This is a genomic window from Bacillus sp. 3255, from assembly GCF_031456485.1.
Taxonomy (GTDB): domain Bacteria; phylum Bacillota; class Bacilli; order Paenibacillales; family NBRC-103111; genus Paenibacillus_E.
The window spans coordinates 58163-71622 of sequence record NZ_JAVDUS010000030.1; the positions used below are offsets into that span (position 1 = coordinate 58163).

Genomic DNA, 13460 nt, shown 5'->3' on the forward strand with positions numbered 1-13460 from the left:
GTTGGAAGATTAACCTTGAAGCGTTTAACCTCGAAGTCTTTAAAGCATGCGAAGGCGTCAGAGAGCTCTGGCGCCTTTCCTCTAAATATCGAGAACGGAAGTGATAGACCGGATGGTTACGAAAGGGTTCGCCAAACACTACTATCTCATGCTTCTGCCTGGTTTCATCTGGTTGACGCTGTTTAGTATCGTGCCGATGTTCGGCATTGTCATTGCATTCCAGGATTTTAATCCGGGTCAGGGGATGTTTCACTCCGAATGGGTCGGCTTGGAAAACTTCAAATACATGTTTTCACTGAACGACAGCAAAACCGTATTTTTCAATACGCTATTTATCGCTGTTATGAAAATTATCGCCAATTTGATCGTGCCGCTTGTTTTCGCCTTGCTGTTGAACGAGTTGCGCCTTGCGATTTTAAAAAGATGGGTGCAGACGATCGTTTATTTGCCGCACTTTTTGTCATGGGTCATTCTATCCGGGATCCTGCTCGATATCTTATCCTACAAAGGTCCGGTGAACACCTTTCTTGGCTTTCTCGGGATTGAACCGACGCTGTTCTTCGGGAAGGCGGAGTTGTTTCCGTTCATCATCGTCGGCAGCGACGTTTGGAAGGAATTCGGTTTTAATACGATTATTTTTCTGGCTGCATTAACCGGAATCAATCCCGCTCTGTACGAAGCGGCGGCGATCGATGGGGCCACGCGCTGGCAGCGCTTGCTGCATGTCACGCTTCCCGGCTTGATGACGACGGTCATTTTGCTTGCAGTACTTTCCCTTGGCAATGTTCTTAACGCCGGATTCGATCAAATATTTAACTTGTATAATCCACTTGTTTACTCAAGCGGGGACATCATCGACACCTGGGTATACCGCACAGGGCTGCTGAATTTGCAGTATGGGCTGGCAACAGCGATGGGACTTATGAAATCCGTCATTTCCTTTTTACTCATTACAACCTCTTATTTCTTGGCTGCTAAGTTCGCAAATTATCGTATTTTTTAACATAAAGGAGCATGGGTATGGTTAGAGAAACGACGTTGGGCTCCAGAGCATTCGATATTGTTCTGATCGTGCTGCTTGTCGGTATTGCACTGCTTTGTGTGCTGCCGTTGTGGTACACGCTGGCCGTCTCGTTAAGCGACAATGCGGCGGCTTCCTCCGGTAGAGTCAGCTTTTGGCCGGTTGGATTTAACTTGAATGCGTATCGGGAAATTATGGGCGACGGCAAATTCTTCAACTCGTTCTGGATCTCGATCCAACGTGTTGTCCTGGGCTCGACCCTTAACTTTATTATTATCGTACTGATGGGCTACCCGCTGTCCAAAAATGCCAAAGATTTGCCTTACCGCAACGTGCTGATGTGGATCCTTGTGTTCACGATGCTGTTTAACGGAGGGTTAATTCCTTGGTACCAGACGGTGAAATCGTTAGGGCTCATCAACAACATTTGGGCGCTTGTCCTCGGCAACAGTGTGCCGGTATTTAGCGTCATACTCGTCATTAACTATTTCCGCAATTTACCGAAGGAACTGGAAGAAGCGGCGCTGGTGGATGGAGCGGGACCTTGGTATATGCTGGTCAAATTATTCATTCCGCTGGCGGTTCCCGTACTGGCTACCGTTACCTTATTCAGCATCGTGTACCATTGGAACGAGTTCTTCAACGGGCTTGTGCTGATGTCGAACGCGGACCATTATCCGCTGCAAACCTACATTCAGCAGCTTGTCGTCATTGTGGACGCCAATACGATGACGGCGGAGCAGATCCAGAAGATGAGCGAGCTTTCCAACCAGACACTGAACGCGGCCAAAATCTTCATCGCGATGCTGCCGGTGCTTGTGATTTATCCGTTTCTGCAGCGGTTTTTCATTCACGGCATTACGTTAGGCTCTGTGAAGGAGTGAGAGTGGGTAGTATCGGTCGGTGGAGCTGACCAGCGCTCTCATCTTGAGCGCTTACGGACGCTATCCCTTTGGCTCATGGAGAAAAGCTCAACCTTAGCAGCTCACATTTGGCGATGTAACAAAAGTGTTAGACCTAGACCTAGCCTAAGGCTAGGTCTATTTTTTTGCGGCTTACCTTATGTACCTGGCATGTTGAAACCCGCCCCGCCGTTCGATCTAATCGCCCGTGCGCGAGAACAATGTCCACTATCCCCGTGACCTACTCCTACTATCCCGTTGAACTGAACTCTACTCACATCCCCGTGACCTACGCCTACTATCCCCATGAGTCAGGAGGGGGGGGGGCGAGTGGGAGCGAGCTTCTGGCCACTATCCCCATGAGTCAGGAGGGTGGGGTTCGGGTACGAGCGAGCTTCTGGCCACTATCCCCATGAGTCAGGAGGGTGGGGTTCGGGTACGAGCGAGCTTCTGGCCGCTATCCCCATGGGTCCAGGAGGATGGGGTTCGGGTACGAGCGAGCTTCTGGCTGCTATCCCCATGAGTCAGGAGGGTGGGGTTCGGGTACGAGCGAGCTTCTGGCCGCTATCCCCATGAGTCAGGAGGGATAGGTTCGAGCGAGCGCGAGTTATGTCCACTATCCCTTTGAGTTAGGAGGCAGTATACGATTACATACGATCGCAATATACAGACAAGTTAGGGGAACTGAACGGATGGGATAGTGCCCAGAAGAGGCGGTGACCCGAAAGCGTCCTGAGTAGAAGGGATAGTGCCCAGAAGAGGTGCTGACCTGAAAGCGTCCTGAGTAGAAGGGATAGTGCCCAGAAGAGGCGGTGACCCGGAGGTGGCCTGAGTAGAAGGGATAGTGCCCAGAAGAGGTGCTGACCTGAAAGCGTCCTGAGCAGAAGGGATAGTGCCCAGAAGAGGCGGCGACCCGAAGGTGCCTGAGTAGAAGGGATAGTGCTCAGAAGAGGCGGTGATGCAGCGCCGATTCCGTTTATTGAGAATCCGGTTTAATGAGAAACCGGATTCTTTTTATTTCGGAGGTTTGCCATTCCCGAAATCCCATGGCGCATCAGATGTCCAGACTGATATACCGGCAGCGGGCTTTAACCGGGGCTTGGCGCAACCGACTCCCCCGGCAGCACATGATGGGCGATCAGCGTCTCGGCCGGCACTTCCGTATCGTTAATACGGCGTATCAGCAGGTCGGCCAGCTGCGTACCGATTTCATTGACATTGTAATCTACCGTCGTCAATGAAGGATTGATATATTTGAGCACGTCGATATTATCGAAGCCCATCAGGCCGACCTGTTCAGGCACGCGAATCTTGCGGGCCTTCAGCCATTTCAGCACGTCCAGTGCATACACGTCGCTTGAGCATAGGATGGCGCATTTGCTATCCGTGCGATCAAGCAGAGCTTCCAATTCCGACAAATAATGCTTCTGCGCAATGACGTCGAAGCGCATATCCGGAATGTCCGCGCAAGCGCTGATGAAGCCCTGGTACCGCTGCTCAGGGACATAAATGTTTTCTTTGCCCTTGCGCATGAGCGGCGGGCTAATATAGATCAAATGTCGGTAGCCTTGACCGGCCAGATACGACACGGAATCGTGAATCGCCTGCTTGTCGTGTATCCAAATGTACGGGAACGGGCCTGTCAGCCGGTTGCCGAAGGTGACGATCGGGGTACGCGAGCGCAGCAAGAACGACTCGAACTTCTTGCTGTCGTTGGCGGGAAGCAGGGCGATGCCGTCGACGCGTCGGTCCAGCAGGTTGTTGATATATTCCCATTCCAGCTCCTTATCGCGATGGGAAAGCACGAGATAGACAATATAGCCCCTTCTTCGAGCTTCCGCCTCGAATGCATGAAAGAGCTGAGAGAAGATCTGATTGTGAATATCGAATAAAACGATGCCAAGCGTTTTGGTATGACCTTTAACAAGGCTTTGCGCGAGGAAATGCGGGCGGTACCCGAGTTCTTCGGCGACTCGCATAATTTTGTCGCGCGTTTCCGCAGAGATGCCTGGACGGTTGTTCAAGGCGCGGTCTACTGTACCGCGGGTAACTCCGCACAGTTCGGCAATCTGTTTGCTGGTTACGTTCATGACTATGGACCTCCGTAGAAGTGATCTGCTGGTCTTATCGTATCGTAACGGCGCATGCCGGTCAATACCCGTGCTCGTGAACGTACTTGAGTACCAACCTCATAGGCAGGAAGAACGAATTTGAATAAAAGCGTTTACAAAAAATCCCTGATTTGATAAGATGGGATCGTTCACGTGCACGAGGCATGTGAAAGGAGCTCCGCGCAATAATCGTTCGTGAAGGGGACGCCCTTATCGACATGGCTGAATCGCCAGCATTTTTTTTAGCCTTTTCCGTTCACGTGAACGGAGGGGGTGTTGACCTCGAATGATTCGCATCCCGCATCCAGAGCTTTCATCAGACCGCACCGGTGCTGCTGTTCCGGGAGTGCGGCATTACATTCTGTTAAGGATGGTGCCCTCTATGAAAAAGGTTTGGGTCTTACTGCTGATTGCTGCATTAGGATGGTCATTGGTAGCTTGCAGTTCCGAAAGTACACCGGCGTCTTCCACATCCGGCAAGGCCGAGTTGACGCTCGTCTGGAGTAAGAATGAGGCGTCAGAGGAGCAGCTCTCCAAGATTTTGGCTGAATTTAATAAGCTGAACCCGGACATTACCGTGAAACGGGTCGAGGTCGTCAGCAGCGGTTGGGCGGACTATTTCAATAAAATTCAGACGATGATTGCCGGCGGCAAATCGCCCGATGTCATTCGCGTTGCGATCGAAGGCATTCAGATGTTCGCCAAACAGGATTTACTGCTTCCGCTCGACACCTATATGAAATCCGATGAGGCGGCGTTGGATAACTATAAGGATCTGCATCCCAAGCTTCAATCCCCGTTCGTCATCGATCATAAAACCTACGGCTTCGTTTGGGACTGGAACAATGTTGTGATGCATTTCAATACGGAGCTGCTGAAGCAGGCCGGTTTAACCGTACCTGCCAAGGGCTGGACGAAGGATGATTTCCTCCAGTACGCCCAGAAGCTGACGACGGAGAAGGACGGCAAGAAAACGTACGGTTTCGCCATCCCGAATTACTATTTCGGCGCTTCCGCCTGGCTGTTCAACAATAACGCCAGCGTGCTGAACGACGATATGACCACGAGCAAATTAGACGATCCGAATGCGATCGAGATGATGCAATTTTTCCAGGATCTCATTTATAAATACAAAGTTTCCCCGGTTCCCGGGCCCAAAGACGATCAAATTCAAATGCTGATGAACGGGCAGATTGCCATGATGTCCGCAGGCAAATGGCCGTTCGGCACTTATGATAAAAATAAATTCACTAATATCGATGTCCAGTTTTTGCCGACGTTCAAGACGAACAAAGTCATTTTCGGATCAGGCGCGTTCCCCGTGCTGAAATCTACCAAATATCCGGAGGCTGCCTATAAGCTCTCCGCTTTCTTAAGCGGGGTCTACTCGCAGAAAACTACGCTCTCCAACACATCGATTCCAACTCGCATCTCGGTCATGAATGAAGTGCTACCTAAGACGCCGGCGCAGAACTGGAAGGTGTATGCAGAAAGCGCGGACATTGCCAAAGCGGTGGAAGCGCCGATGCAGTACGGGGAAATCCAAGGTGTATTCGACCGGCATGTATCGGAGATTCTGTCCAATCAGTCCGATGCGGCGACAGCGATGAAGAAGGCCAAACAAGAAATCGACGCCATTCTGAAAAAATGACGGCGCATCGGGGCGCGCCGGTTGACGGTTAGCAACTTTCCGCCAGCCGGTGCACCGATTTCTAGGAGGGATCAAGCGTGGTAACGCATCGCACGATGTCTAATCTGATTGCCGGATTGTTATTTTTGGCGCCTGCCTTGCTATTCTTTACGCTGTTCATCGGCGAACCCGTTGTTGCAACCCTGTACTTAAGCTTTACGAAATATAATGTCATCACCCCGGCTCAATGGATCGGCTTTGATAATTTCAAGCATTTGGTTGAAGACCAACGGCTGCTGCTGACATATGGCAATACGCTCAAGTATATTTTGATACTCACCCCTATGCACGCGATTCTGGGTCTGCTGCTTGCACTTGCCGTCAATCGGCCGGTTGCCAGCGCTTGGAAGTATGTGTACCGCACGGTCTTCTACTTCCCGGTGCTGGCGACTTCCGCTGCCGTCGCCGTTGCCTGGCAGTTCATGTTCAGCAAGGATTTCGGCATTCTGAACTATTGCTTGGGCTTATTAGGCGTCGATCCGATCGCTTGGATGCAATCGCCGTTCTGGGTTTACGTGGCGGTGGCGATCTATAGCTTCTGGAAATTTATTGGCAACGCCTTCCTATACTATCTGATCGGGCTGCAGAGCATTCCTGCCACCCTCTATGAAGCTGCGGAGATGGACGGGGCGAGCGGCATGCAGCGTTTCAGCTCGATCACGCTGCCGATGCTTTCGCCTACGATATTTTTCGTGCTGGTGACGACGCTGATCGGGGCGACGCAAATCTTCGACGAGCCGTATTTGATCACGGGGGGCGGACCCGGCGATGCATCCCGTTCCGTCAATATGTACATTTACGAAGTGGCGTTCCAGCATCATGAGATGGGCTATGCTTCCACACTGTCGCTCAGTTTGTTCGTCATCATCTTATGCGTAACGATGGTCCAATTTGCGATCAGCCGCAAATGGGTCAATTACGATCGGGATTAAGAGAGGAGTTGATATACGTGGGGGCCTCCAATCTGCAGAGGGCAGGGACGGCGGTTAACCGGGGCGTGATGCGCGGGTTCCGGCCTGGGCGCATGGCGCTGGACGGCATGTTGCTGCTGCTGTCCTTTCTCATGCTCACTCCGTTCCTGTGGATATTCTCCACCTCGCTGCGTTTGCCGAAAGATTCGTTCTCGCTGCCGCCGGCCATTTTTCCGACGGCGTGGCATATCGGCAACTATGCAGAGGTGTTTGCGAAAGTGCCGTTTTTCGATTTCATTACCAACTCGCTGAAGATTTGCTTGATCATCGTGGCCGGACATATTTTCATCTCCAGCATGGCGGCTTTCGCGTTCTCGCGAATCGCCTTTCCGGGACGGAACGCGCTGTTTCTTATTTTTTTGTCCGGGTTGATGATTCCGGGGCAAGTAACCATCATCCCGCAATTTATTATGATGTCGAAGCTGGGGCTCGTGGATACGCATTTGGCGCTCATTCTTCCAGGCCTCATTAATCCGTTCGGAATCTTCATGATCCGGCAGACGATGATGTCGATTTCCAGCGCTTATGACGAGGCGGCTTATATGGACGGCGCAAGCCGGTTATGGGTATTCCTCAAAGTCATTCTGCCGATGTCGTATCCGGCCGTAGCCGTTACATCGGTCATTAGCTTTATCGGACATTGGAATGATTTCTTCCGTCCGCTCATATTCCTGAATTCTTTCGAGAAGATGACGCTGCCGATCGGCATGACCGCATTGACGGGCGCGTTCGGAACCGGTAATTTGTCCGCCATTTTGGCCGGCGTGACGTTGTCGCTCGTCGTTCCGCTGCTCTTTTACATTTTCGGGCAAAAATATTTATTGGACGGCATTACGGCCGGCGGTCTAAAAACCTAAGTGCTGCCGGAATTTTCATTACATTATATGATGGAGCTTGAGGAGGCTGTTCGATGAGTAAAAATGGGATAGAGGATCAATTTCGCATGGATAAACATTTCGTGTATAAGGGTTCCCAAACGAGTCAAATCTCCTTCCCGCTTGGCGGCATAGGTACGGGCAGCATCGGATTGGCCGGCAACGGCCGGCTGCTGGACTGGGAAATTTTCAACCGTCCTAATAAGCTGAGCTTTAACGGATTCTCGTTCTTTGCCGTCAAGGCGGAGCGGAGCGGGGAGGTCATCCTGACCAAAGTGCTGAACGGCGACCTGCAGACCCCGTATACCGGCGAAGGCAAGGGGAAGTTCGAGGGCTACGGCTATGGGCCGAGGCGGGAGAATATGGCCGGCTTCCCGCACTTTGCGAATACATCCTTCCGAGGGGAGTTCCCGTTCGCAGAGCTGCTTTTCGACGATGAGCAAGATCCTATACACGTGAAGCTAACGGCGTTTAATCCGTTCATTCCCCTGAATGACAAAGATTCTTCGCTTCCATGCGCCATACTGGAGTATGAAGTGACGAACCGTTCTGCGGACGAATTGGACCTTAGCGTCGTCGGCAATTTGACCAACCCGTTCCGCAAGGGGGCCTACAACGAAGCTGTCCTGGTGGACGGGCGGCAGGCGATCCGCTTGACATCCGCACATTATCAGGATGGCGAGCCGGAATTCGGCGATATGACGCTGCTTGCCGATCATGACGATGTCAGCTATCAAACCTACTGGTTCAGGGGGAGCTGGTTCGATAACTTGACGGTATTCTGGAAAGATTTCCGCCGGCCGGGACGCTTTCAGGAACGGAACTATGAGCTGCCGAGCGAGCAGGATCCGCGCAGAATTCACGAGAAGCATCAGGACGTCGGATTGCTCAGCGGGCATCGCACGGTAGCGCCGGGCGGGAAGGCGACATTCCGCTTCATTCTCACGTGGAACTTTCCGAATTATGTGAATTTCTGGAATCCTGGCGGCGACAAGCATCCTTCCTGGAAAAACTATTATGCGACGTTGTTCAGCGATTCAACGGCAACGGCGAAATATATAAAAGATCATTATGAGCGCCTCTATTCGGAGACGCGATTATTTAAAGAAACACTGTTCGCTTCCACATTGCCGGATGTGGTGCTGGATGCCATCAGCGGGAACATTTCGATTCTGAAATCGCCTACTGTGTTGCGTTTGACCGACGGTACCCTATATGGTTTCGAAGGCGTTCATACGAACGAAGGATCTTGCGAAGGCTCCTGCACGCACGTATGGAATTACGAACAAGCGACGGCTTTCTTATTCCCGGCTTTGTCCCGCTCGATGCGGAAGATCGATTACACCCATGCTCAGTTCGAGAATGGCAAAATGGCGTTCCGGCTCATGCTGCCGGCCGAGCGGACAACGCGCGACAATCCGTTCAGGGCAGCCGTCGACGGTCAGATGGGCGGCATTATTAAATCGTATCGCGAATGGAAGGTTTCCGGGGATACGCAGTGGCTGCGTTCGCTCTGGCCGAACATCCGCAAGACGCTCGAATATGCCTGGGACGAGGGGAACGAGGACGGATGGGATGCCGACAAGGACGGCGTCATGGAAGGGCGCCAGCATCATACGCTCGACATGGAGCTGTTCGGTCCGAACTCATGGCTGACCAGTATGTATGTGACGGCGCTCAAAGCGGCTGCGGAAATGGCACAAGCGCTCGGCGAGCCCGACAAAGCGGCGGAATACGAAGCGCTCAGCCGCAAAGGAGCGGCGTGGACGAACGAGCATCTATTCAACGGCCGGTATTTCCATCAATTGGTCAATCTTCAGGACCGGTCCGTGCTTGAGCGGTACGGCGCCGAAGCCGCATATTGGAACGATGAGGCCGGCGAGCTCAAGTACCAAATCGGAGAAGGCTGCGGCATCGACCAAGTGCTCGGGGAATGGTTCGCGCATCTCGTAGGGCTTGGCAACGTGCTAGATCCGGTAAAAGTAAAGCGAGCCGTGCAGTCGATTTATGAGAACAATTTCATCGAGCAATTGGGCAATCATCCGAATGCGTGCCGCATTTATGGATTGAACGATGAATCCGGCCTTGTCATCTGCTCTTGGCCTGACGATAACAGTCCGATCGTGCCTGTCCCTTATGCAGAGGAATGCATGAACGGTTTCGAGTATCAGGCCGCTTGCCATATGATCTACGAAGGCTTTATTACCGAGGGCTTGCGGGTGGTGAAAGCGATTCGCGAGCGGTACGACGGTGAGCGCCGCAACCCGTGGAACGAGTTCGAGTGCGGCTCCAACTATGCGCGGTCCATGGCTTCCTATGGCCTGCTGCTTGCGTTAAGCGGCTTCGAGTACGATATGGTGAAAGGGCACATCGGCTTCAGTCCGAAATGGCATGAAGACGATTACCGCAGCTTCTGGAGCTTGAACGAAGGATGGGGCGAAATACGCTCTACTTGCGGCCGAATCGAGCTGGAGGTCAAATGGGGCGAGCTCGGGCTGTCCTCCTTTGGAAGCCGGCTGCTGGCCGGCAGGGACGTAGCGAGCGTGACGCTCGGCGGCGCCGACATTGCCTTCGAATGCGGTGATCCGAACGCCGGTGCAGGGAAACTTTCGTTTACACATAAAGTGACCCTTGAACCGCAAAAGACCCTTGTCATACAATTTCTGTAATGAACATGTTGGAGCCGGACCGGCAGCTGGGTGGGTGCCGGTTCGGTTTTCCTATGGAGGGATGAACAAATGGAAGCGAGCGATGTAATTCAAAAGGCTGTGGAGAAGCTGCGCGGAGTGGAAGGCATTGCCGCAATCGTGCTCGGCGGGTCGCGAGCGTGCGGGACGGAAACGCCGGAGTCGGATATCGACATTGGCGTCTATTACCGGCCTGAGCGCCCGATCGATACGGCAGCGCTGGAACAAGCGGCTGCTGCGCTCGACGATCAGCGCCGCACGGACCTCATCACGCCGATCGGCGGATGGGGGCCGTGGATTAACGGCGGCGGCTGGCTGGCCGTCGGCGGGTTCGCCGTCGACATCCTGTATCGCGACGCAGTCCAGGTCGCCGGCGTCGTGGACGACTGCCTGCAGGGGCGAATCGACATTCATTATCAGCCGGGTCATCCGCACGGCTTCTGCACGTCGATTTATATGGGCGAGGCGGCGAGATGCCGTCCGCTCTGGGATCCGCAGGGCGTGGTCGCCGAGCTGAAGGCGAAGACCGCCGTTTATCCGGATGCGCTGCGCCATGCGACCATCGCCAAATTTCTATGGGAAGCCGATTTCTCATTGGCGAATGCCAAGAAAGCGGAGAGCCGGCTGGATGTGTCTTATGCAGCCGGGCATCTGTTTCGAGCCGTCAGCTGTCTGGTGCAGGTGCTGTTCGCTTGGAACGGCGAGTACCTGCTGAACGAGAAAGGGGCTGTGGCCCGCTGCGGCCGAATGGCGGCGGCGCCTGCGGATTTCGAGCGGCGGGTTCAGGCGGGCTTCGCCGGTCAAGCCGGGGATCGTGCCGAGCTGGCGAAGACGATCAAGCTGTTCGCGGAGCTCGCCGGTGAAACGAGGGAGCTTGTCCGTTAGCCGCTCGTGGCGGCGGGGGCACCATCAGCGCATTCTCATCATCAAGGCTGCTGCCTGCAATGCGGGTGCTAGCGGCCAAGTGGAGGAAATGCGCTGATACATGTCTCGTATTTGTATCTTGCTACGCTGCTTGAATCAGTCTATAATAAAAACTGTGCCCGGGCACGGAATGGTACGGTTGGTTAGTGAACTGGAGTCCGAGCAACCTGAAGCCCTGAACCTGGGCGTGCCTTACAGGAGTTTTCGCAGCTCCGAAGCTTAACCCTCCCACCGTCTTAGCCCCACCCCACCGCGCAATATGCTGGTCGTTTGAAACGCGCCGGGTGATACATGGAAAAACTCCCGTTATTCTACCACCTAACTCTTCTACAGAAAGAATAACTGGAAACTCTCCAGTTAAAATCAGCACTAGTTGAGCTTTTGGGGCACTTTTGGCGGAATTAGCGGGAGAAATTCCAGTTATGACTGCAGCGTGAGGTGAATTTCGATTTTTTAACAGGAGAAATTCCAGTTACGGGTGATCCGAGTGAAGGATCGCCTCTCCACTCCCTCAGCGCTTGGCCTGCATATCTAACGGACAGAGCGGCCGTTATATTCCCAAGAAGAATTGTTTCTTGATTGTAACGGACACAGCGGACCTTATTTGCACGATCTGCGGGCTAATTCTGACGGTAACTGGTGTCCGTTACAATAACAGAGGAGCCTATGTTCCTTGAATAAGGGCACCTGTGTCCGTTAGCGTGGGAAAGGCCCAGGGTTGAAGCTTATCGACGGGGGCATTTTTTTATTCTAAACTGTGCCCGGGCACATAAACTGATAAGGAGCTGTAAAAGGAGGGATAGCAAGTGGCAATTGTTGTTCAAAAGCGGGACTACAGCTTGACCGGTCCGGAAAACCAACGCGCGCAAGAGCGCGGTCTTGCTTCGGCGGAGTGGTATGCAAGCCCGATTCCACGGGCCAAGATGAAGGAGCTGATGAAGCGCAAAGATGGCCCCGCGATCCGCGATACGATCGTGTGGTTCGGCGCGCTGGCGGTATTCGGGTATTTGGCTTATCTATCATGGGGAACCTGGTGGGCGGTGCCGGCGTTTCTGCTGTACGGCATTTTCTACGCCACGCCCGGGGATTCCAGATGGCACGAATGCGGACACGGCACAGCCTTCAAGACCCCATGGATGAACGAGGCGGTGTATCAGATCGCTTCCTTCATGGTCCTGCGATCGGCTACTCCCTGGCGATGGAGCCATGCAAGGCATCATACCGATACGATCATCGTTGGGCGCGACCCTGAAATTTTGACGGAAAGGCCTCCGATCTGGCGGATTATTATGCTGCAAATTTTTCACTTATACGGCGGACCGATTGAAGTCAAAAGATTCGTGCTTCACACGTTCGGCCGGCTCGAAGAGCACGAGAAGGTGTACATTGCGCCATCCGAGTACCGGAAGGTGTTCCGGGAAGCGCGCGTGTACATGCTGATTCTTGCCGCGGTACTTGCGGCTTGCTTGTATGCGGGCAGCATCCTGCCTGCGATGTTCATTTTCCTGCCCTCTTTCTACGGCAATATTGTCGTCTTGCTGTTCGGCATGTGCCAGCATCTGGGCCTCTATGAGGATGTACTGGACCACCGTTTGAACACGCGTACCGTGTACATGAATCCGGTGTTCCGCTTCTTGTACTGGAATATGAATTACCATACGGAGCATCACATGTTCCCGATGGTGCCGTATCACGCACTCCCCAAGCTGCATGAGGAAATGAAAAGCGATTGCCCGGCGGCGCGCACAAGCCTGTGGGCTGCGTTGAAAGAAGTAATCGATGCGTTAATCAAGCAAAAGCAAGATCCGTCCTATGTGGTCATAAAGCCGCTTCCAAGTACGGCGCGGCCCTATATGTACGGGATCGAGCATAACCTCGAGATAAGGAGCGAGAAAACATCATGAGTATGGAATGGGTAGAAGCTTGCGGAACAGATGACATTGAGACGGAGGATGTGATTCGCTTCGATCATGGCGATCGAACATTTGCCATTTACCGTACGGAGCAAGGACAATTCTATGCATCCGACGGATTTTGCACGCACGAGAAGGTTCATCTGTCCAAGGGTCTGGTGATCGGCAGCGTGATTGAGTGCCCGAAGCATAACGGCAGATTCGATATCCCCACAGGGGCCGCCAAGCGGGCGCCCGTCTGCGTGAATTTGCAGACGTATCCCGTCAAAATCGAGGGACAAAGAGTGTTTATCCAGATTTAAGGGCAATTCTGCAGCGGTAGCTTGTCAACCTCCATGCCATCCTTCATAATGAAAAATGTGCCCG

10 protein-coding genes are annotated in these 13460 nt (G+C 53.2%); 9 read left to right on the forward strand and 1 reads right to left on the reverse strand.

Annotation, left to right across the window (positions count from 1 at the left end; all coding sequences use genetic code 11):
• Positions 1-112: 112 nt before the first annotated feature.
• Together J2X61_RS33535 and J2X61_RS33540 are read left to right on the forward strand one after the other, a co-directional pair.
• Positions 113-1003 carry an ABC transporter permease gene (locus J2X61_RS33535; protein ID WP_274469739.1) on the forward strand — a complete coding sequence of 297 codons (891 nt, stop codon included), beginning with the start codon at positions 113-115 and terminating at the stop codon, positions 1001-1003.
• A 17-nt stretch (positions 1004-1020) separates the two neighbouring features.
• Positions 1021-1905: a carbohydrate ABC transporter permease gene (locus J2X61_RS33540; RefSeq protein WP_274469738.1), complete on the forward strand. Its 885-nt coding sequence runs from the start codon at positions 1021-1023 to the stop codon at positions 1903-1905.
• A 1106-nt stretch (positions 1906-3011) separates the two neighbouring features.
• Here the strand turns inward: J2X61_RS33540 and J2X61_RS33545 are convergent.
• Positions 3012-4013, reverse strand: a complete 1002-nt coding sequence (locus J2X61_RS33545; RefSeq protein WP_310194557.1) for a LacI family DNA-binding transcriptional regulator — start codon at positions 4011-4013, stop codon at positions 3012-3014.
• A gap of 403 nt (positions 4014-4416) precedes the next feature.
• Between J2X61_RS33545 and J2X61_RS33550 the strand changes: the two genes are divergently transcribed.
• From J2X61_RS33550 to J2X61_RS33580, 7 genes are all read left to right on the forward strand, one after another.
• Positions 4417-5685 carry an ABC transporter substrate-binding protein gene (locus tag J2X61_RS33550; protein WP_274469736.1) on the forward strand — a complete coding sequence of 423 codons (1269 nt, stop codon included), beginning with the start codon at positions 4417-4419 and terminating at the stop codon, positions 5683-5685.
• Between the two features lie 77 nt (positions 5686-5762).
• Entirely contained in the window at positions 5763-6656 is an 894-nt protein-coding gene (locus J2X61_RS33555; RefSeq protein ID WP_274469735.1) for a carbohydrate ABC transporter permease, read from the forward strand.
• Between the two features lie 17 nt (positions 6657-6673).
• Positions 6674-7552: a carbohydrate ABC transporter permease gene (locus J2X61_RS33560; RefSeq protein ID WP_274469733.1), complete on the forward strand. Its 879-nt coding sequence runs from the start codon at positions 6674-6676 to the stop codon at positions 7550-7552.
• Positions 7553-7605: 53 nt separating this feature from the next.
• Positions 7606-10239, forward strand: coding sequence for a GH116 family glycosyl-hydrolase (locus tag J2X61_RS33565; RefSeq protein WP_310194561.1), 2634 nt, complete (start codon positions 7606-7608; stop codon positions 10237-10239).
• Positions 10240-10308: 69 nt separating this feature from the next.
• Entirely contained in the window at positions 10309-11142 is an 834-nt protein-coding gene (locus tag J2X61_RS33570; protein WP_310194563.1) for a nucleotidyltransferase domain-containing protein, read from the forward strand.
• Between the two features lie 845 nt (positions 11143-11987).
• Positions 11988-13085 carry a fatty acid desaturase family protein gene (locus tag J2X61_RS33575; protein ID WP_310194566.1) on the forward strand — a complete coding sequence of 366 codons (1098 nt, stop codon included), beginning with the start codon at positions 11988-11990 and terminating at the stop codon, positions 13083-13085.
• Positions 13082-13396, forward strand: coding sequence for a MocE family 2Fe-2S type ferredoxin (locus J2X61_RS33580; RefSeq protein ID WP_274469728.1), 315 nt, complete (start codon positions 13082-13084; stop codon positions 13394-13396). Before J2X61_RS33575 ends, J2X61_RS33580 begins: the two co-directional genes overlap by 4 nt.
• Positions 13397-13460 lie beyond the last annotated feature (64 nt).

Excerpts from the sequence above, each read along its gene's own strand:
- J2X61_RS33535 (WP_274469739.1), top strand. The coding sequence starts at position 113 with ATGGTTACGAAAGGGTTCGCCAAACACTACTATCTCATGCTTCTGCCT.
- J2X61_RS33540 (WP_274469738.1), top strand. The coding sequence starts at position 1,021 with ATGGTTAGAGAAACGACGTTGGGCTCCAGAGCATTCGATATTGTTCTG.
- J2X61_RS33545 (WP_310194557.1), bottom strand. The coding sequence starts at position 4,013 with ATGAACGTAACCAGCAAACAGATTGCCGAACTGTGCGGAGTTACCCGC.
- J2X61_RS33550 (WP_274469736.1), top strand. The coding sequence starts at position 4,417 with ATGAAAAAGGTTTGGGTCTTACTGCTGATTGCTGCATTAGGATGGTCA.
- J2X61_RS33565 (WP_310194561.1), top strand. The coding sequence starts at position 7,606 with ATGAGTAAAAATGGGATAGAGGATCAATTTCGCATGGATAAACATTTC.
- J2X61_RS33570 (WP_310194563.1), top strand. The coding sequence starts at position 10,309 with ATGGAAGCGAGCGATGTAATTCAAAAGGCTGTGGAGAAGCTGCGCGGA.
- J2X61_RS33580 (WP_274469728.1), top strand. The coding sequence starts at position 13,082 with ATGAGTATGGAATGGGTAGAAGCTTGCGGAACAGATGACATTGAGACG.